Below are 22,060 nucleotides of genomic sequence, written 5' to 3'. Positions count from 1 at the left end.
GTTATGAAATTGGTCATTGAGAACCTCAATAAAACCTATGCAAATGGAGTGCAGGCCCTACAAAATGTATCCTTGGAAATTCCAACTGGTATGTTCGGACTGCTGGGCCCAAATGGTGCAGGCAAATCCACTTTAATGCGCACTGTAGCCACCCTGCAGGATGCAGATTCAGGAAGTATCAAATTAGGTGCCCTCAATGTACAATCCGAAAAGCAAGAGCTAAGAAAGGTGTTGGGGTATCTACCACAACAATTTGGTCTGTATCCTAAAATGACAGCCGAGGTATTGTTGAATCATTTTGCTGTACTGAAAGGAATAACAGCTAAAAAGCAGCGAAAGGAGCTGGTGGCTTTCGTTTTGCAAAAAACCAATTTGTATGAGGTCAGAAATCAACATTTAGGAGGTTTTTCAGGTGGAATGAAACAACGTTTCGGAATCGCACAGGCGATACTCAATAATCCTAAGTTGTTGATTGTAGATGAACCCACAGCAGGTCTAGATCCAAAGGAGCGTAATCGTTTTTATAACCTTTTAAGCGAAATAGCGGAAAATACCATAGTTGTGCTTTCAACTCATATTGTTGATGATGTAAAGGAATTATGTACCCAAATGGCAATAATCAATGCGGGTAATGTGGTATTACAAGGAAATCCGATACAACTAATTGAAGATTTGAAAGGAAGGATATATCAGAAAACTATTAGGCAAGATGAATTAGCGAATTATAAAAACAGCTATCAGGTCATTAGTGAAAAACGCTTCCTTGGGAAACCGCTAATTCAAATCGTCAGTGACAAAATTCCAGGTGACGGTTTTGTAGCTGTCGATAGCAGTTTGGAGGATGTGTACTTCAATCAAATCAATATTCAAAACTAACCAGCCATGTGGAAAGAACATTTAAAATTTGAACTAAGATATCGTAGTAAACGGCCAGAGACCTATGTATTCTTTGTGTTTCTTATGCTGTTTTCCATTGTTGGAATCGACTTTATCTTTCAGGGTGTCGAAATAGGCTTGGTGAAAAAGAACGCTCCTTTGGTTATTGCCAAAACCATGGGGGCCACGACTGGAATTTTTATGATTCTGGTGTCCATGATTATGGGCGTTCCCGTTTTACGTGATTCCCAATATGCTATTCAGTCCTTGTTGTATTCGAATCCAATTACAAAGCGGGACTATCTCTTGGGTCGATTTTTGGGCTCTTTTGCGGTATTACTGTTCATTTTTAGTGGATTGTTATTTGGTATGATGCTCGGTTATTTTTTGCCTTGGCATGAAGTTGACAAATTACGACCCTTTAATGCTTGGAGTTATGTAGAGTGCTTTGTTGTAGTGGTTTTGCCAATACTGTTTTTTGGTGCCGCTTTATTTTTTGTAACCGGTATGTTGAGTAAAAGACTATTGCTGGTTTATACTCAAGGAGTGGTGATGTTCGTACTCTTTTTATTGACCAAAGCCATCACCAATGAATACCTACAGGGACTTCTTGACCCCTTTTCACTGACGACCTTAACCCAGTTTACCGAGGATTGGTCTATAGAGGAACTAAATAGCTATGGGATTTCGCTATCGGGAATTCTTTTGTACAACAAACTGCTATGGTTGACCCTTGGAGGGATAATGCTATTGATTGGTTATCAAAGATTTTCATTCAGTCTGCCCAACAAAAAAAGTCGTGCGCAGAAGGTTACTCAAGACACTGTCGAAAAAATGGTTTCCATTCCAACAATGACAAAACCAGAAGTATACTTGAATTTTAGCTTGAGGGGCGAATTCACCCAACTACTAGAACTCACAAAATTTCACATATTTTCTCTCCTAAAAGAAACTGCATTTTGGGCCATTGTTATTTGTGGAGTACTGATTATTGCGATTAACTCGGTGAATTTGGGCACTGTTTATGGGGTGAACAGTTATCCAGCCACACACTTCATAATCGCTGAGCTACAAGAAATGTCACTGTACTTTTTTGTGGTTATTTTATTGTTCTATTCAGGGCAGTTGGTTTGGAAAGAACGCGCAGTCAAACAATATCTTCTTAATGATGCGACACCGGTAAGCAACTTGGTAGTTTTAGCTGCTAAATACTTGGCCCTAAATGGCATTTACATTGTTTTGATGGCTTGTTTAATTATTGCAGGCATTCTGCTTCAAGCCAGTATGGGATTTTATGAATTTGAATTGGGAGTCTACTTTTCAGGCTTCTTCGTAGAGATTTTGCCTTTTCTTAGCCTGTACACCTTTATTGCCTTTTTCTTTCAAGTTGTCAGCAAGAACAAGTTCATCGGCATCTTGCTTTCATTGATGTTTTTTATTCTGAACGTAGGTTCCGAAGCACTAGGTTTCAATCATAGTCTTTATAAGTTCGGAGGCAAACCATTGGGTATTTATTCTGAGATGAACGGTTATGGCCATTTTTTACAACCCTATCTCTGGGTGAAGGCGTACTGGATGGTTTTTGGGATTTTGATTTTGATTGGTGCTTCACTGGTATTGAGGCGTGGTGAGGAAACCGAATTGTGGAAACGAATTAAAACCATAACCTATAGATTATCGAATACGACCAAACGGATTGCCATTTCGTTAATAGTTGTCTTCCTAATACTGGGCTCTTATATTTTTTACAATACCAATGTGTTGAATACCTATTGGACAGCGGCAGAAGAACAAGAATTTCGTGCCAACTATGAGCGGACCTTAAAACCATTGGAATATATATCCCAACCTAAAATAACCGCAATAAACCTCGATATGGAGTTATACCCAGAGACCCGGAGTTATGACCTAAAAGGTTCCTACCAACTTACCAATACAACGGAGAAGCCAATTAACGAAATCCATATTCAAAAGCTATTGGCATCGCATGTTGATTTAGTTAATGTTGAATTCGAAGGTGGGGCAGTAGCAGATAGTACCTATGCAAAATTTGATTATACCATGTACCAGTTACAAAAGCCCTTGCAACCGGAATCTTCAATTCAATTGAATTTCGAGCAAAGTTTTCATCCTAAAGGTTTTGAAAACGATGTCTCGGATACCCAACTGGTATACAATGGTAGTTTTTTAAACAATTCGATACTTCCAAGTTTGGGCTATAACCGAAAATACGAGCTTAACAGCCCCGATGAACGGAAAGAGATGGGATTACCGAAAAGAAGGGATAAGGCTCTTATTAACGACAAGAACGAATTGGTTAATGCGCGCTCTGGAAGTGATTCCGATGGAACTATGCTTAGAGTAAAATTGGGAACTTCAGAAGGTCAAACGGCCATAGCTCCTGGAAAGCTTGAAAAAAAATGGAGTGAAAATGGGCGCAACTATTTCGTTTATACCAACGAACAGCCCATCATAAATTTTTATGCTATTGTTTCGGCAGAATATGAAGTAAAAAAAGACACCTGGCAGGCTTCAGACTATATTTCCAAACCTGTGGCCTTGGAAATTTACCATCACAAAAGTCATACTTACACCTTGGATAGGATGATGAAAGGCATGAAGGCCTCATTAGATTACTACAGTACAAACTTCAGTCCGTATCCTTATGAACAATTGCGAATAATGGAAGTTCCGAGATACGCGGATTATGCACAATCGTTGCCGAATACCATACCTTTTTCAGAGGCTTTGGGATTTGTACTGGATATTGATGATGAAACTGATGCGGATATGGCCTTTTATATCACGGCACATGAAATGGCCCATCAATGGTTCGGTATGCAAGTGGAGGCCGCCAACGTTCAAGGCAAAAATTTTGTTCTGGAAACCATGGCACAGTATGGAGCCCTCATGGTATTGAAAGCGAATTATCCTAAGGAAAAAGTTCAGCAATTTCTAGACTTGCAGCAAGAAATCTACGAAAAAGAGCGAAAGAAAGCCAAAGTAGAGCAATCATTGACTTTGGTCGAAAATCAGGACTTTGTTTATTACAACAAAGGGGTTTTGGCAATGTATCAATTGCAAGAATTAATAGGGGAGGACCAAGTAAATAAAGCCTTAAATCGGTTTATTACTGATTGGCGTAGTTATTCTGGAGATATCAAATCACAAACCAATCGTTATACCACTTCAATGGATTTACTCGAATACTTTATAGCGGAGGCACCTGAAAAAATACAAGGAGAGGTTCGGCAACTATTTGAATAGAATTCATCTAATTGTAATATTTAAATTCTGATGTTCTGATAATGTCAACTTTTCTACTAGTAACCGAAAAATTGGGTTGAAGCGCATCATTGTGGATTGATTTTGGTACACCATTTGGGGGTATAACAATGACCAAAATCAAATACCATTAGCGCTATGATAAAAAGATTCTTTGTTTTCCTGTTACTGGTTTGTATTACTTGTACGTTGGATGCGCAAAAGCGAAATTTTAATGAGGGATACATCATTGAAAAAAGTGGGGATACCATTTATGGCCTATTGAAAGACCGTTCCCCAGAGCCTTTTGTGTCGCTATACGATAAAGTGCGATTTAAAAGCGAAGGGAAGTCAAGAACCAAGCGATACGGACCAAATGATATTCTTGGTTATGGGTATGAAGGAAGAAATTATGAGGCAGTACCATTTCGCGAGGAAAGTGATTTTTTAAAGTTTCGGTATTACACTGATAATGACTCTCCAAGGGCATTTTTACGCCTAATAGCGCATTCGGAAAATCTTATGTATTACGAACAGGAATTCGTTCATGACGACAATTCGTATGTAGAATCCGTTCCGTTTTTTTACAGACCAGGTTCAAGAGAAATGCTTAGGGTGACACAGGGTCTTTTCGGTTTTAAAAAGAAAAAATTAAGGGCCTACTTTTTCGATTGTCCCGAACTGCAATTAGAACTCCAGAAAAAGAATACACAACTTAAAACCGTTTGGGACCTTTATGAATTCTGCGAAACGCAATGTTTTGAGTAAGTGTTATAGTTTTCTTTCTTCGAACTGATACTCCAAAAAAGGAATTTGAAAATCAACGACCGTCTTTCTTCTTGCCCAAGGATATTTTGTAGTCATCGAGGGTGCCCTGGACCTTAATGTTTAAGAACTTGGTCTTACGGTTCGGGTCGACTTCTACGATTTCATCAACCTGTTCTTCAGTGGCTACGGAGTCTTTTTTATTTCCGAAGAGTTTTTGCCAAGTGGCCTGACGAACGGTCTTCCATGGGATACGCAGGTAATAGTCAATATTCTGATTGCTATCATGGGTGCCGGAAAGTTCCATATGTCCAAGACTAGACTCTATGGTCATGGCAGGAATGTTGATGGTACCCTTGTCAATGGTCAAACGGTTCTGTAACGTATCGAATCGGATGTTTTGAAGGTTTTTATCGCCCATATAATCCGATAGGGCCAACATAGGGTCGTAGTTCTTGAGTTTACCGTCAAGCACTTTAACGTCCATTTCTAGGGTGGATTGGTCCAAATCGGGCACCAAATCAGGATACACTCTAATCATTCCGCTAATGTTAGAAGTGAGCTTACCCTGTAGGTTTTCAGAAACCAGATGGTCTTGTCCAAAGTTTTCAAACTTGAACAGCAATTTGTCCAAGTCTACATTGGTCATTTTCAAATCGGGCTTCATATAGATGTGTTCCGGGTCACTACCATTAAAATAACCGCTCAATTGAATGTTACCACCTGCAGCATTCATGCTTAGGGTATCCACATAGAGGTAATGGTCTGGCGTAGTTCGCAAATCGGCCTTGATGTTCTGAAGGTCGATACGATGGTATATAAAATGGGCGATATCCGCTTTAAAGCGCATGTTGGTAAATGGCAGTTCGTAGATGTTAAATGCTGCGGCATGCTCGGGAACATCCCCTAAAGTGGCGGTTTTGGTTTGCGTGGAATCGGGTGGACTCAACTCAAAATCGAACAAGGCATCGTAATCAATATAATTGGCTTGAACCGCTATGTAGTTATCCCGTTTTTTTATGGTTTCATCTTCTCCCAAGAAGTAATCCAAATCCACATTAAATGTGGTGGAACCAATTTCTCCATGAAAATCTTTGATTAACAGGTGCTCATTTTCATATTGGATAGTACCCTTAAAGTCATGAAAACGTTGGGGGTGGAGTTCCATCTTGGTATCCAGCTTATCAAGGGTTATGGCCACAGATTGCAGTGCAGAATCGGCATAGTGCATTTTTGAGCTAAAGTGTAGGGCCAGGTCATCAAAAATCTCATGACGGTATTCTTCGGGTACGTAATTTTCACCCTTGTACGAGAAAACATCCTCCAAGCGCAATTTCTTTGAGGTAAGGTTCACATCCAAATCCACATCACCATTGCGTTCGGGTTGCATCCAAAAAGCATAGTCATGTATCAGTCCATCAAAGTGGAAATCACTATCGTCAATATACCCACTGAAGTCTACGATTTTTAAATCTGTATCATCGATAAGTATATCTGAATGAAAGTCGTGCAGTTGATGTGGGTAATGCTTTAATTCGGCGTAAAGACTATCGATAAAGAATTCCCCTCGGGGTAAATAGTTGGATTCCGTAAAATCCTTAGCAGCGGCAACAAAGGAAAGCCCAAGGCTTAGATTTTCGACCTGTTCATCAAAACCGGTTTGTATGGAATCTTGGGCAGAAAATCCCGTCAGTTCAGCGATATCAAGCGATTTGGAAGTAATATCCAAATGGGCGGTTACTGGCGTGGCCGTATGGTGTACAATTGAAGGCAGGTCTGATAGAAATCCATTTATGGAAAGGTCTGAATTGCCCATGATCAAATCGAACTGCTTAAGCGTCGCTTCTTTGCCATTCATAATCAAGTCCACATTTAGGGAGTCGAGGGGAACGGGTAGGTTCTCCGCTTCCAGGTGCAAATCTTCCACTTGCAAAGCTGCAAAGTAGGCCTGGTTCAATTGCTGCAAGGCCATTTGCGGATTGTCAACATCCACGATATCGTGAAAATTCAATTGTACCCGAACGTTTCCCGAAGCGTTTTCTACCTGTTGCAGTTCAAAGAACTCGGCGATAAAATCAAGGTTAAAGTCGGCTTCCAATTGCAAGTCCACTTCAGGGGCCTCAAAATTCTTGACAAAGAGGTTGCCCTTAAATTCACCTTCTTCCAATGAAGCCGTCATATCGGTCACCGAAAATTCCATGGTACTGGCATTGTGCTGGGCACCATTGGTAAAATGGCCCTTAAAGCCCATTTCGTCAATTTTCTTAGCACGGGCCGTATTTTCCAAAAAGGCCTTTCCAGCACCGAATTCAGCATTGATGGCCGGGCTATTGCCTTTATTGGCGGGACCTTTGATACTGGCATTGAAATAGATTTCACCAGCGTTGTTGTATTTCTCTAAAAAGGGAATCACATCGGCAGGGGCAAAGGCGATAAGCATATCAAAATTGGGTTTGGTCCCTTTAATGCTTAGGTCCAAGTCGACATCGTTTTTGGTAGCGATACTACCCTGAATGTCAAAATCACCGTTCTCCATCAGAATACCGGATGGGGCAATGTTCAACACCCCCGTAGCTTCGTTAAAGGCGACATCGGTATGGATTTCAAAGTGTTTTTTACGAATAAAGGTTGTATCGCCATTTTGAATGATGTTGAGTTCAAGCTCTGTATCAATATGGCCTGCGATGATGTTATCTTCAATTTTAAAACCCCCTTTGGCCTCATAGATGAACTTTTCCACATCAGTGTTGGTGGCTTCATCTAGGGTATGAACATCCAGATTTTTTAGGCGGATTCGTTTTAACTGAAAATTGGTGGCCTCAGAACTTTCTTCGGTGGCAGTGACCAATGAATTTTGGAGGTTGGTGGTATTGTCTTCGTGTATCACGATATTAAAAACCCCGTCACGAACCAGTATGGAGTGTATCTCGTAGTTACCTGTGGCCATGTCCCAAAGGTTAAAGCCCACATAAAGGTCATTGACCTCCATAATGACCGGAGCATCATTGGCCTTGGTCTCAAAGATTTTTACATCATACACTTTAATGGAGAGGTCCGGAAAATTACTCCAGAAAGAGACCCGACTTGTACCAACAGTGATTCGTCCCTTATAGGTTTCATTGAGTTTTGCGATTTCGTTTTTAAGGATTTCGGCTTGGTTGCTTTGCACATAGAGTAGGAGACCGCCAAAAGCAAGTAGGGGCACTGCAATCAGTGCTAATAGTAATCGTTTCCAACGCTTTTTAAGTCGCAAAACTGCTGTATATAGTTAAGAAGAAATCTCGATTTTAAAAATAACGAATTGGAAGCTGGTGGTATTGTTTGGTAATAGGTTAATGTCAAGTTCGACCTTAAATCATTCCATTAAATTGAAGTACTTAGTCAGTTTTGGACAATTTTAAAATGGTTTACAAATTAAATCTTTGGGACTTCTAGAATAAATCACTGATTAACCAATAATAAGCCCCACCTTTGCACCTTAATATTTAAACACATAAAATGAGTAAAGGAACAGTAAAGTTCTTCAACGACACCAAAGGTTTTGGTTTCATTAATGAGGAAGGTGCGGATAAAGAGCACTTTGTACATGTTTCTGGATTAATCGACGAAATTCGCGAAGGTGACCACGTTGAGTTTGATTTAGAGCAAGGAAAAAAAGGATTGAATGCAGTTAACGTAAAGGTCATCTAAATTCATAAAACTAATTTCTTTTAAGCCCATCTGTTTTAGGTGGGCTTTTTTGTTTCCAGATTTTCTAATCAAGTCTATATCTCAAAAAATTAATTCCAATTCGATTTCAATTTAATGCAATTTGGAAAAGAACAATTTGGTCAAAAAATAGGCTACGTTTTTAACGCAGTTTTTACGCGCTGCTACGTATGGATTTTATGAATTAAAGAATTTATTGCCAAGGGTTCAAAAATAGTAATGTACTCTCCAGATAATGGTTATAATGACATTGACAAAGTGTTTAATGATAGATGGATGGAAGATCAAGGTTTTTTCGATAATGTTAAGAAAGAAAGTGAAAAACCAATCTATGTCAGATAGACATAATAAAAATCGCTCAGATGAAGTTATATCAGATATTATATCAAATACGGTGGTATTGGCGCAGTTTTACCCATATAAGCATTTGTACTATAATTTATATTATGTCAAATAGATTATTTCGTAATCTGTGGGAACTACTCCTTTTCTGATATTGTGTAGATTTCTATATCCTTTTGTTTTCCACGTAAATTATGAGTTCCTAAAACCGTTGCTTTGAATACTTCTGCAATAGCCAACCTCTCATACAACTCTTTAGAAATCAAAAACTCTTGATTCAATTCCTTGCACAGGCCTTGAATTCGCGCTGATGTATTTAATACATCGCCTGTATACACAATCTCTTTCTTCAACGCGCCAACTTCACCTGTGGTTACTGTTCCCATGTGCATGCCTCCTTTAAATTTTGGTATCGCACCAAAATCTGCCTGGTATTTCGAATGTTTTTGCTCCAAATCGGCCTTCATTTCGAAAAAACAACGAATACAGTTCATATTCGGTAATCCCTTGTGTTTTGGCCAGGTAATCACAATCTCATCCCCAATATACTGGTAGACCTCTCCTCTAGTACGTATTATGGCATCGGCCATATCATCGTAATACCGCTGTAAGAATTCAAAATAGCGGGTATGTCCCAAAGCTTCGGCAATACTTGTAGAATCGTACATGTCCAAAAACAAAAAGATGCGTTCTTCCTGCTTTGGGCTGTGGTATTTTCCGGTAAACAGATTCACCAAGACCAATAACCCCAGATTCTCACTGATGGCAGCGTATACGAAGCAAAGTAACAAACTGAACGATACCTGAATTACGGTACTCCAGAAAGCATAACTGCCCCAAAAAAACGATGCTTTTTCCACCACCGCGGCATCTGTAACGGGTACACCCAACTCCAAACTTGCTGCCACGGGATATGCTAAATATAGAATGGCCGCAAACAAGAACCCATAGAGCAGAAACTTGCCAATTACAGTCTTCCAAAGGCTAAAACGGCGAAATAAACGGTTGACAAATATTAATTCAGTGAAGCCCACAACTAATCCAATCAAAAACGATATTACGCTGGCAAAGACCAAAACTTCTTTGGTAAAGCCCACCGTACCATCAGGAGATGGATTGTCACCCAAAGCCATAGTATCAGACAGGATAAAGACCCAATTGACAAACAGCCAAATGATTCCGAAAGGTAGAATTCGACCCAGGTTCCACCGTAATTTGGGTGATATCATCGCCTTAGTTTTCGTGGTTTTCGATGACCTAAAAATAACGAGATTTTTTAGGGCCAGCGATTCCCTCTAAATACTTGTATAGACAAGGGTTTGCAAGGGAGTTATCCACAATTTTTGGTCATGTCGAAATTCACCACTTTCACAACAATTTTTAAGAGCGCCACTACAAAAAGTTGACTTCCCCTCCCATTTGTTCTTTTTTCACATCATCAACCAGTATCATCCAATCTTTAAATCCCCCAAATGAAACATTTTGTAATCATTGCAATTGTTTCCCAAATCTTTAGCAACCTCTCAGCTCAACAACCTACACCAATTATTGAAGACTTTAGCCTGCAGCATATTCGCACGGGCATGTCGCAAAGTTCTGCCACCCAACTACTGGAAGACCGAAATGGTTTTCTTTGGGTCGGTACGCCTAACGGGCTCAACCGATACGACGGCACTTCTTTTAAAATCTTTGAAAAGACCCTTGATGGCAAAATTGGGCTAACCGATGGCTATGTTGAAAAGCTTTACGAAGATGCAGAAGGCAACCTCTACATTGGTACCAATCAAGGTTTAAACCTCTATCAGAGCGATTTAAACGTGGTTACCCCCTACCCGTTCGTTGCCGAATCACAGTTCTTACAGGGCAAATACTTTGGGGCGATTGCACGACAGGATGATTATTTATGGTTGGGAACCGATAGCGAAGGGGTCTATCGTTACAATATAAAAACGGGTGAAACCAAACAGGTCATTTTTGATGAAATTGTCAAAGGTGGTCCAAGCAACCATTATATAGTAGAGGTATTTCCGGTTTTGCAGGATAAATTACTGATCATTACTCAAGCATCCATATACTTGATTAGTAATGATTTACAGGTGATTACCCAAATCGATGGTCTACAGAACCTGAGCTATGCGATAGAAGCCGATGATTCAGGGTTCTTATTGGGTTCACACGACGGTGAATTGATACAACTTTCCGTATTGGACGATTATTCCTTTAAAACTGAACGTAAAGAAATCAGCAAGGGTGTGAAGATTGCCAGTGTGGCCGAAGATGCCGACCAAAACATTTGGATGGGTACTGAAAATGATGGGTTGTACATTTTAAGTCCCGATTGGAACAACCTAAACCATTACAAATCGTCGGTCAGCAAGCCGAATTCCATTTCGGGGAATTCCATTTGGGTGGTATACCGTGCCAAAAATGGAGTGATGTGGATGGGCCCTTACAAAAATGGCCTCAGCTTTTACGATACCGAATACCGAAAATTTAGGCACCTACAGAAAGACCCTTTTGGTTCCAACTCCCTCAGCAACAATATTGTCAACTGTTTTAAGGAAGATAGTAAGGGCAATTTATGGATTGGTACCGACGGCGGTGGACTCAATTATTGGGACCGTGAAGCCAATACCTATGAGCACTACTCCCTTTCCAACGGAAAATTACATTCCGATGTGGTTCTGACACTTTTTGAAGACGACCAAAAACGCCTATGGGTCGGTTCTTGGGCGAATGGAGTGGCCATATTCGACCCTAAGACCAAAAAATTTGAAACCTGGACTAAGGAGAACTCTTTTTTAGGTTCAAACAACGTTATAGACATACATCAAGACCGTAAAGGCCGCATGTGGTTTGTGACCCTTTTTGGGGGCGTGCATGTATACCATCCCAAAACCGAGAAGTATCGACACGTGAGCCTTCGTTCTGAAAAGGACGGTTCCGAAGCTGCTACCATTGCACGTTTATTGGAAGATGAACAAGGTCAGATATGGGTCGGAACCCAAACCAAAGGTCTGTTTAAAGTTGTTGAGGAAAATAACCGGTTTACCCCTGTGCACTACCATAGCATGCACGAAAAGCGTACCATCAGCAATGATTTTGTAAACACTCTTTTTCAAGACAACGAGGGGCATATTTGGGTTGGAACCCAAGCAGGACTAAACCGTTACCAGCCCTTGACCGATAGGTTCGTGGCCATTACCAAGGCTGAAGGCCTAAAGGACGATGCCATACGTGGTATCATTCAAGATAAGAGTGGATTTTTATGGCTGAGTACCGGTAATGGCATTACCCGTTTCGATTATAAAAACGAAGCCTTTGTGGATTATGATGTGAATGATGGATTGCAAGGCAATGAATTCAATGCGGCGTCCAGTATTCTTACTTCCACTGGCGAACTGGCGTTCGGTGGTAGTGGCGGATTCAATATTTTCACACCAGAGGAAGTAAAACGTCGGCAGACCAAGCCGAATATCTTTATCTCAAAGCTTAAAATCTTTAATAAGGAAGTGCTACCTGGTGATGAATTGAAGGTGTTGACCAACGATATCAGCCAGACAGATTCCATGACCCTAGCTTATAACCTCGATGTGTTGAATTTTGAGTTTCACGCCCTCACCTACCGTCATCCTGAACGCGTAAGCTTTGCGTATTTTCTCGAAAACTTTGAAACGGAATGGAACTACGTTGGTGATGATAAACATGCCACCTATACCAATTTGAGCCCTGGCGAATACATTCTACGCATAAAATCAACCAACTCAGACGGTGTCTGGGTCGATAACGAACGAACCTTGCACCTGACCATTACCCCACCCTTTTGGCAGACCTGGTGGTTCCGTTCGCTATTGATTGGTATGGTGTTGTTCAGCGCTTTTAAAATACACCAATCTCGAGTGACCAAGATGGAGCGTTACCAGGTACGACTGGAAACGGAAATCGCCGCTCGTACCAAAGAACTGCGATTGCAAAAGAAAAAGCTGCTCAAGGCGGCCGATACCCTAACCACCCGTAATGAGGAGATACAGCGCTTTGCGTTTGCGGTATCGCACGATTTAAAGAGTCCATTAAACAGTATTAAGGGTATTGCAAGCCTAATACCCATGGAACTTGATATTGAGGACAAACCTGAATTGAAGGATTACATCAAGTATATCGATGAGACCTGTGATACCATGACCAATCTTATCACCGACATTTCAGAAATTGCCCGATTGGGTAAAATCGAAAACCGAATGGAGGTACTTGACACCAATGAAGTACTAGATTTGGCTTCTAACCTAGTAATGGGACGATTGTTGGAAAACAATACCAGTCTCATCGTAGATGCCGAATTACCCGAAATTTTTGGCGATCACAATCGAATTCTTCAGGTCTTCGAAAACTTGATTGATAATGCCATTAAATTCATGGGAGACCAAAAACTCCCTGTGGTCAAGGTAGAAGCCAAACGCAGGGCACATTACAATGAATTTGCGATTATCGACAACGGTTCCGGTATGGATAAACGGGCCTTGGATAAGCTGTTTACACCCTTTGAACGTTTTGACGGCAGCGTAGAAGGTTCCGGTTTAGGCCTTTACATGGTGCAAAAAATCATTGAATCGCACGGTGGTGATATCTGGGCTACTTCCGAAGGAAAAGGAAAAGGTTCCACTTTTGTGGTACAATTGCCCATCACCATTGACAAGAAAGAATTAAAATCTTCAATCCAAACTCAAGCTACGAAAAGCTAAGGCACACTTACAAGGAGACGGTAACCATGGTTTCGGTCTCCTTTTTTCTTTTCTTGCTCTGTTCTACAAGTTTGTCACCTTTCCAGATACCGTCGGCTATGGTATTACCATCCTTGTCATAGAAAACACCTGAACCCCAACGCTCGTCGTTTTTCCAGTTACCCACGTATTTCTCACCATTCGGCCAGTAGTAGGTACCTTCACCATTACGTTTGTCGTTGGCATATTCCCCTTCGTAGTACTGTCCATCTGCCCAATAGAAGGTACCGTGACCATGACGAAGGTTATCGCGCCATTCACCTTTGTAACGGCTACCTGAATTTAAAATGGCGATGCCAAAACCATTGGCCATGCCATGTTTTACTCCACCTACATAATGAAGCTGGTTGCCTTTTGCAGTTGAGAACGTCAAGTACTCACCAAAGGACTTCTGTTGCATTTGCTTACGAATGCGTGATAATTGCAATTTGGTCTTTTCAAGCGCAAACCGCAAAGAATCTTGCTTTTGTAGCAAATCGGGGGATATGGTATTTGTAACACTAATTTCTTCAGCTTCCTCTGTATTTGATGCAATTGCAGCCTGCTGTACGTTCAAACGCATTAATTTTTCTGCAACTGCCATTCGCCATGCCAATTGTTGGTTGACATCACCTTCATTTTGAAATTTCGCCTGATAGGCCAACAATGCCGCTGTGTAATCTTCGCCATCAACCAACATCGAATCGATCTGACTCAAATTGTCTTGTGTTGACATCGCATTAGTGAGGCTCAATTCTTTTTGCTGCTGCAATTCAAGCTGTTCTTGTAAGGCGTTTACCTTTAACAGCGTGAACAAAAGAAAGCCTACCAAAAGGCTAACAGCCAGGTAAAGGACTAAATTGCGTTGCTTCTTGTTCATTTAAGGTGTGCTTTGTTGTATAGGGCATATACGGTGCTAATCGTCCAAATGGATTGCAGGTAACTTATTTTTAACCTTTCTAATGTCTGGAGAGAAGTAACAATGCAGCCGAATTGTCCAATTCTGCTTGAATTCACCCGGGTTTGCCAAGGTTTGTCCGTGAGAGTACATCGCACCGGCAGCAAAGGTCAATCGCGGGTTAACAATGTAACCTAAGGTTGTCGTCAATCGCAAATCTTCCATAACGCTCCCAACTACGGCCTTGCCACTTTGCATGATCAATTCCGACTCGGGGGAAACATAAAGCGTTTTCGGTTCCAGTTTGTGACTGTTCAGGGGAATCTTGGCTCGAAACATATAGCGCCAGCGATTTCTGAAGATGTATTCGGAATTCTCTTCAAAACCTTGTGTCCAGCGATGTTCTATTCTAATACGATGGTAAATCATGGCTGAATAAACCGGTTGCGCAAATTGGTACTGGTGCCAAATACGAAATTCTGGGACCACATTACGGTCCATCGAATCTTCGTCCGTATTGAAATTAATACGTAGCACGCCCCCTAAACTAAAGTTGATACGTTTGTTGTAGATGTAGCCGATGGCGTGTCGGTTATACATTTGGCCTACCTGACCAAAAAATGGGGTAGCTTCGGTCTCCTCCAATCGCAAATGTGTTTGGGCATCCCAAAACAATCGTTTTGAAATACGAATCTTGCCATAGGTATTGAACCAAATACGTGTCTTTGGATCTTTAAATTCTGATTCTGCTGGCAACACCTCCCCTTCTTGAGCCATGGTTGGGGTCAATGGAACCATTAACAGCAAAATTATGATGTATGGAAACAGCCCTTTCATCTACTCGTCTTTTGGTAATTGATAAAGGCCGAACAGTTCAATGACCGTTTCTGCATTCTTTTCACGTCTGAGCTTTCGCTCCAGTTTTGAGGTATCCTCGTCGCGTAAGCCCAATACCTTCTCGTACGCGGAATCCAATAATTGTTTGATGTTTCCAACTTGGGAACAGACTTCTTCTTGGGTTAAGGTATCCAAAACATAAGGAAGCAAAACATTTTCATATGCCGATGTTATACGCTTTTTGATGTCTTCCTTCATTATGGTGGCCATAAAGGGGTTCCAGACATCGTCTTGATAGGCATTTTTGATTTCTTGGCTTCGTTGTGGCAATTGGAGCAAGACATCGGTCAAGGTGTGCAGGTCATTTAAACAAGCGACTACCTGTCTGGCCTGTTCCAATCGAGCATCTTTGTTCTTTAGCTTAGCGTATTCGGCCAGTTGCAATTCCCCATTTTCAATCAATGCAGCGATACCCTTCTTGTAAATTTCAGGTAGTTCGGTAGCTGCCTCGAGACGTTGTTTTAGACTATCAGAAAGCGAAACCATTTCGTTTTCCAACTGAATAAGCTCCTCTTGGTCCTCAACATTGGATATTTTTCGTGACAAGCGTGTACCAATATCGGTAAGACATAAGGATGCATATTCCGTCATTTGCGTAACCGATTGCCAAAAATCACCTTCAAAACTGAAGGTATCGGCATTTGGTCCTGAATAGGAACTCCCCTGCCCTGCAATATTTAATGTGGTGCTGGGTAATCCATCAGGAAATAGTTTTGTTAGCAAAACCTCCCTATTTAGAAATGACAGCACCCCTTCGGACTGGGATTCGGCAATTCTATTCAATGGTACAATAAAAGACCGCCCCAATGCCTCCAAATTTCTGGTTAGCGCTGCAACTTCAGCATCAGAGCGTTTTAATAGGTTCAGCTGTGAGTTGTCAATAAGCGCCTTGTATTCTTTGAAGGATTTTTCGATTTTATCCGCAACGGATTCAGCCTTTGAAGTTTCCAATGAGTCCATCGGAAAATAAGGAACGTCAACCATCATATTGGGTTCAAAAGAGGCCTCTCCAAGAAGGTTCAATAACGTATTGATTTTTTTGTAGTAGGCTGCATTTTCTACAAGCAAAGCCATGGTGTTGCTTGTAAAAGGTTCACTATCTTCTTTGGCCGCATTGAGAATGTTCAGGTATTCTTTGTTGAGTGCGATTTGTGTCTTTCTATTATTAGGAATTTTAGGAAAGCGATAAACTTGGGAACTATCTTCATCTTCTTTTTCAATTCTGGAAAGTGCCCCTGAGTTGAAAATCCAATTTTCTGTTGATTCTACTGAGGTGCCCAAACACGACCAGCTATCATGGGCTTTTCCATTTCTTAGAAACCGACCCAATAAGGTCAATTCTTCGTTCTCAATTCGAAAGCTTTGCTGGGGCAAGCCGTTTTCAAAGGTTATACTGCTTCTGAAAAGTGTTTTATGGGTTTCGGAATCCTTGATTTCTTGCTCCGTAAAGACCCATTCACCATCAGGTTTGCCGTTTTTTAAGTTACCACCAGCTTCCAATTGAATACCACTAACGCTTACGCGGTATTCGAATCCGACCAATTCTGATTTTTCTCCAGATTTGAATTCCCCAAATTGGAACTTCCAATAACCATTTGGAACACCATTTTCAAAGGAACCCAATATGCCGAAGAACGCATCGGTTTTGTTTAAGGCAGTACCAGGATTGGCTCGTTGAAACTGAAAGGGACCGTGTAGGATAGTATCCCCTTCGATAAGCTTGTAATTGAAATTTGCGGTGCCCGTGTAGCCATCGACCGTATAGGTGCCGTTGTAACGTTTTACGTTTTGGGCATCTAACCGAAAAACAGTAAAAAAAAGCAGCAGCCAAACCATAAAATTCGGCCCTGTGGGTTTTATGTTCAAGGTCATTTCTTCGTTCTCGTAATGAAATAAGTTTTAAGCAACTTACCGCCCAAAGGTATACGGTAATACGAGTAAATTAGACGTTGGTGTTCTATTTTTTAAGGAATATAAAAATTGACCGCCTAAAATTTTCACATTTAGGGCTCAGGCTATCAATTGATTACCAAAATGCAAGCGGCTTAAAATAATTTGGAGGTATCCTTAGTTGAAATTCCCGGCCACTGCATCATCCTCATAGGTAATTCGGTAAATGGCATCACCAAAATCGTCAGAAATCAGCATGGAACCATCATCAAGAACCAACATATCAACCGGCCTACCCCATCGTTCTTGGGTGTCGTGGTTCAACCAGCCTTCAATAAAGGGTTCGTAGCTTACGATTTTGTCATCTTCGAGCTTCAACATCATAATGCGATAGCCCGATTTCTTGGAGCGGTTCCACGAGCCATGTTCCGCCACAAAAACGTAGTCTTTGTATTTGCTAGGGAACATATCGCCACGATAAAACTTCACACCCAGTGGTGCAACGTGTGCATCCAAAGGTTTTGCAGGAGCTACAAAGTCATCACAAGGTCTTAAATTCCCAAATTCCGGGTCTTTGACCGTACCACCATGACAAAAGGGATAACCAAAATGCTGACCGATTTCTGAGGCTCTGTTCAATTCACAAGGAGGAATATCATCCCCCATCATATCACGACCATTATCGGTAAACCAAAGTTCTTTGGTCTCAGGATGCCAGGTGAAACCAACCGTATTTCGCACTCCATGGGCAAAGATTTCTCTATCACTGCCATCAGGATTCATTCGGGTAATCGTAGCATAACGCTCATCAACCGTAGTACTATCGCAGATGTTACATGGTGCACCAACCGGTACATATAATTTGTCATCAGGACCAAAGGCAATATACTTCCAGCCATGGTGAAATTTATCTGGGTAATCATCATAGACCACAGCGGGTTCAGGGGTTTCATCAAGATTTTCCTCTATTCCATCAAATCGCAACAGACGATCTACTTCTGCAACAAACAAAGCACCTTTTCGAAACGCCAATCCATTTGGTACGTTCATGCCAGTATCCAAAACAACGATTCTATCAGCCCTGTAGTCTTTATCCTTGTCAGGAAGGGCATACAAGGTGCCTTCGGTACGTGTACCCACGAAAAGCGTTCCGTCATCACCCATTGCCATGGATCGCGCGCCATCAAGGCCATCAACAAAAACATCAACCTTAAATCCTTTAGGGAGTATTAAACTATCTAAGGGTAAATCACCACTATAAGGTGCCACGATCTGCATTTCTTTTTCTTCAGTTGCCTTTTTATCCTTGCAAGAAGCAACAACTAAAACGACCATGATTAAGGCCAATACTTGAAAAAAGGTTTTCATTGAAATAGTTCTTTCAACGAAAATACTAAGAACTGGTTGAAAAAATCCAACGATATCTTAATCGAAAATCGTTTCTGCGGTATCCTTTGATTTTGAGTTGTCTCTAACACTACCCGAATAGCCAATTGGAAAACGGTGCGAACTGTTGACCGTTACATATGATTTTTTATTGGGAAAAACATCCATGGTAACTTGATAGGATTCTGTGCCATCAAGACCAGTAAATGCTACTAGGATACCTGTATTCTTTGCATTAGGTTTAATGATCAGGTCTTCAGGTAACCCCTTAAACTGTATTCCAACATTTTGGTTACCATAGGTGCCGCCCATTTGACGTTCTCCGAAATATGGCAAATAGGTATTTATGCTGTCATTTTCGAACGTAATGAAATTGGTGTTTCCTAATAGGTCTATTCTTCCTGCATTGCTATTGGGCATTAAAAGTCCTGCATTGCTCACCGCCACCATGCCATTGGACATTCGCGGAAAGGCCCATTGTGCCTCGAAAGTAAAGTCACCAGATCTTACAAAACCTTCCAATTCCATCATTTGCTCGGCTGTTATTGCTTTTTTAGAACCTGCGCATGAGGTTAGTGCTACAACCAATACAACCAAAATCGCTCGCATCATCCTTTTTCTTTTTAAGTTACACCTTTTCAATGTTTTATCAAAAATGATACCAACAAAAAAACCCTTTCCAAAACGAATTGGAAAGGGCCGATTGTCTATTTATGGTATTGTATTATAAATCGATTTCTTCAGTCGCTCCGTTAGGATAAATAACCGTAGCCTTGTTGTCGCAGGTACCATCACCAAAATCAACATCAATGGCCAATCCATTTTTACTAATGTCCAATACGCCAGAAGACCAATATTCACAATTCAATTGTTTGGAAACACTACCTGAAATTCCGTAAGTATTTCCATCTAGGGTTACCGTCCATTCCCCTGAAAGGTTGAATAAAGTATCCTGCCCTTCTTCAAATAAAATCGCAAAAGTTTTTGTGCCGCTTTCAGTCAATGTACTGCCATCAGCCAATTCTACTGATATATTACTGGTTACTGAAAAGGACAACGCACTTTCGGGATCTTCAGCATTGAACTCATAGGTTCGCGTACCCACAATTCGAATATCTCCAACATAGAAATCAGTAAATGATGCCGTATATGCCACCGATTGCTCAGAAGCACTGTAGGTTACCACTAAAGTTCCATTAACGTTTTCAGTACCATTCAATACGCAATTGTTGAATGTTGCGGTAAAACCATTGTCGGTGTATTCCGCGCTATAGCACTCATTTTTACTACTCTTTAACGTTCCACCGGCTTGATTGTACAAATCAGTTAGCGCAGTATCAACAACAGAAATAACATCTTCGGTTTCCAATAAGGATTGGACCTCGGCCTGGGATAATTGCGCCTCATTTTCTCCATTGACTACTACATCCTCGTCTTCCGAACAAGAAGTGAAAATCAAAGAACTGACCAATAATGCCGAACCTAAAATTGCCTTAGTAAGTTTCATCGTTTGATTTAAGATTTAAAGGGTTTGTGCTTAGGCAACGCTATAGACAATTGATTAGTGTCTTATTTACCTTGAAATCGATGAAATTCAATGTTAATTACCAGAATAACCGGGTCCTTTGACAAATTTCCCAGGCATTGCCCCGGTATGTTCTCCATTTTTAAGTACCTGTTCGCCATTGACGAACACATGAACAATGCCATCGGCATATTGATGTGGTTCTGTAAAAGTGGCATTGTCATTGACAGTAGCCGGATCAAAAATGGTGATGTCAGCAAAATTACCAACAGCTAGCCTACCCCTTTTCTTTAGCTTTAAGTTGTCTGCTGGTAAAGAAGTCAATTTTCGAATACCCTCTTCTAGGGATATTACGCCTTCATCCCTAGAAAATTTGCCAAGCACCCTAATGAATGACCCGTAAGACCTTGGGTGGGTACTTTGTTTAATGAAAACACCTTCGTTGGTATATGAACCAGCATCTGAACAAAAGCTGACCCAAGGGATGGCAACTTTCTTTTTGATATTCTCCTCGGACATTGAAAAATAGACAACCTGAATTCTACTTTGGTCTTTTAGTAAAAGATCCACTAAGGTTTCTTCAGGACTCTTGCCCCATTCTTCAGCTACCTCATTCAAATACTTGCCTACATATTTTCGTAATTCTTGAGAACGGAAACCAACCAATAAAATAGTTTCCGGTGTATTTCTGAATTCCAATTCTTCAATGGCCTTTTTGCGGTTTTCCGAATCTGCCAAACGTTCCAACATGGCTGAGATTCCATTTTCTCGTGCCCAATCAGGCAATTGCACGTGTAAACCAGTTGAACTGGCATTGTAAGTATAAATATCTGCAGTGATAGGCAATCCTTTTGCCCGAGCATTTTCAATTTTTGTAATTGCAGTATCCAGCTTCCGCCAATTTTGAGGAGCAGAGGCTTTTAAATGATAGACTTCTGAACGAATATTGGCTTCTGTAGCTATTTGTATCAGTTCGTCAATACTTTCCAAAAGTTGGTCACCTTCATTTCTAATGTGTGAGATGTACATCCCGTCATACGCTGAAGCCACCTTTGCCAATTCAATCAATTCTTCGGCATCAGCATACATACTTGGTGCATATAATAAAGCACTCGAAATACCTACGGCACCCTCTTGCATGGCTTGTTTTGTAAGCTCTTTCATTTGGTTCATTTCATCGGCAGTAGCAGGTCTATTTTCAAAACCTATAACATGGGTTCTTAATGTTCCGTTACCCACAAAGGAGGCCACATTTGTTGAGACTCCCTTATCTTCTAGATACTGCAGGTATTCACCTAGGGTATTCCATTTTACATCGAACTTTATATCACCTTGGTTTTCTTGCATATTCTTTTTCATTTCGGCATTTAAAGGACCCATTGAACGGCCCTCTCCCATAACTTCCAAGGTCACTCCTTGACGTATATCACTTTGGGAACGACCATCTTCAAGTAAGGATACATTTGCCCAACTCAACATATTAATGAATCCTGGAGCCGTGGCAAGTCCATCAAGTGCAATTACGATATCACCTTGTAATGAATTTGGTTCCCCGATATGGGCAATAGTGTCTTTATTAATTCCGAAGTCGGCCAAATATGGTTCACCCCCGTCGCCATCATAAATCAAACCGTTTTGAAGTACAGTTTCAAAGCGTTCTGCGGGTTGACAAGCAAAAATTAAAAGAAGGATTACGGAAAGTGAAAGCGATTTCATAAGGAATAGTTTTCACCTAAGGTATTATATTTCAGG

Annotated in this window: 14 protein-coding genes; 5 read left to right on the top strand and 9 right to left on the bottom strand. The window is 40.9% G+C overall.

The genetic code is table 11. The features are described 5' to 3' along the window. The first annotated feature begins 3 nt into the window (after nt 1–3). From HCU67_RS10335 to HCU67_RS10325, 3 genes are all read left to right on the top strand, one after another. Nucleotides 4–876, top strand: a complete 873-nt coding sequence (locus HCU67_RS10335) for an ABC transporter ATP-binding protein (protein ID WP_168552551.1) — start codon at nt 4–6, stop codon at nt 874–876. A 6-nt stretch (nt 877–882) separates the two neighbouring features. Further along, entirely contained in the window at nt 883–4,143 is a 3,261-nt protein-coding gene (locus HCU67_RS10330; protein ID WP_168552550.1) for an ABC transporter permease/M1 family aminopeptidase, read from the top strand. A 156-nt stretch (nt 4,144–4,299) separates the two neighbouring features. Next, on the top strand, nt 4,300–4,908 hold the full coding sequence (locus HCU67_RS10325; RefSeq protein WP_168552549.1) for a hypothetical protein: 609 nt from the start codon (nt 4,300–4,302) through the stop codon (nt 4,906–4,908). A 52-nt stretch (nt 4,909–4,960) separates the two neighbouring features. On the opposite strand, the gene HCU67_RS10320 is transcribed toward HCU67_RS10325, so the two are convergent. Further along, on the bottom strand, nt 4,961–8,158 hold the full coding sequence (locus tag HCU67_RS10320; protein ID WP_168552548.1) for an AsmA-like C-terminal region-containing protein: 3,198 nt from the start codon (nt 8,156–8,158) through the stop codon (nt 4,961–4,963). Nucleotides 8,159–8,403: 245 nt separating this feature from the next. On the opposite strand from HCU67_RS10320, the gene HCU67_RS10315 reads away from it, so the two are divergent. Beyond that, entirely contained in the window at nt 8,404–8,595 is a 192-nt protein-coding gene (locus HCU67_RS10315) for a cold-shock protein (protein WP_168552547.1), read from the top strand. A gap of 497 nt (nt 8,596–9,092) precedes the next feature. Here the strand turns inward: HCU67_RS10315 and HCU67_RS10310 are convergent, their stop codons facing one another. After that, a complete protein-coding gene (locus HCU67_RS10310; protein ID WP_168552546.1) occupies nt 9,093–10,184 on the bottom strand; it encodes an adenylate/guanylate cyclase domain-containing protein in 1,092 nt (363 codons plus the stop codon). Between the two features lie 243 nt (nt 10,185–10,427). Here HCU67_RS10310 and HCU67_RS10305 point away from each other — a divergent pair, with 243 nt between their 5' ends. After that, nucleotides 10,428–13,694, top strand: coding sequence for a ligand-binding sensor domain-containing protein (locus HCU67_RS10305; RefSeq protein WP_246865757.1), 3,267 nt, complete (start codon nt 10,428–10,430; stop codon nt 13,692–13,694). A gap of 7 nt (nt 13,695–13,701) precedes the next feature. Here HCU67_RS10305 and HCU67_RS10300 read toward each other — a convergent pair whose 3' ends face one another. The 7 genes from HCU67_RS10300 to HCU67_RS10270 all read right to left on the bottom strand — a co-directional run bounded on the left by HCU67_RS10300 (nt 13,702) and on the right by HCU67_RS10270 (nt 22,024). Beyond that, nucleotides 13,702–14,592 (bottom strand): MORN repeat-containing protein, encoded by an 891-nt coding sequence (locus tag HCU67_RS10300; RefSeq protein WP_168552545.1) that lies wholly within the window; start codon nt 14,590–14,592, stop codon nt 13,702–13,704. Between the two features lie 36 nt (nt 14,593–14,628). Continuing rightward, nucleotides 14,629–15,447: a DUF2490 domain-containing protein gene (locus HCU67_RS10295; RefSeq protein ID WP_168552544.1), complete on the bottom strand. Its 819-nt coding sequence runs from the start codon at nt 15,445–15,447 to the stop codon at nt 14,629–14,631. Further along, a complete protein-coding gene (locus HCU67_RS10290) occupies nt 15,448–17,379 on the bottom strand; it encodes a hypothetical protein (RefSeq protein WP_168552543.1) in 1,932 nt (643 codons plus the stop codon). It abuts the gene before it with no gap. Nucleotides 17,380–17,574: 195 nt separating this feature from the next. Next, nucleotides 17,575–18,765, bottom strand: a complete 1,191-nt coding sequence (locus tag HCU67_RS10285) for a PQQ-dependent sugar dehydrogenase (RefSeq protein ID WP_168552542.1) — start codon at nt 18,763–18,765, stop codon at nt 17,575–17,577. A 57-nt stretch (nt 18,766–18,822) separates the two neighbouring features. Next, the gene (locus tag HCU67_RS10280) at nt 18,823–19,395 is read right to left on the bottom strand and encodes a DUF4251 domain-containing protein (RefSeq protein ID WP_168552541.1); all 573 of its coding nucleotides are present in this window, start codon (nt 19,393–19,395) and stop codon (nt 18,823–18,825) included. A 112-nt stretch (nt 19,396–19,507) separates the two neighbouring features. Beyond that, nucleotides 19,508–20,290, bottom strand: a complete 783-nt coding sequence (locus HCU67_RS10275; RefSeq protein WP_168552540.1) for a hypothetical protein — start codon at nt 20,288–20,290, stop codon at nt 19,508–19,510. 93 nt (nt 20,291–20,383) lie between these two features. Next, nucleotides 20,384–22,024 carry an N-acyl-D-amino-acid deacylase family protein gene (locus HCU67_RS10270; protein WP_168552539.1) on the bottom strand — a complete coding sequence of 547 codons (1,641 nt, stop codon included), beginning with the start codon at nt 22,022–22,024 and terminating at the stop codon, nt 20,384–20,386. Nucleotides 22,025–22,060: the final 36 nt, after the last annotated feature.

Origin of the sequence: Croceivirga thetidis (assembly GCF_012272815.1) — a bacterium.
GTDB lineage: Bacteria > Bacteroidota > Bacteroidia > Flavobacteriales > Flavobacteriaceae > Croceivirga > Croceivirga thetidis.
This window is presented reverse-complemented; position numbering and strand designations above follow the sequence as displayed.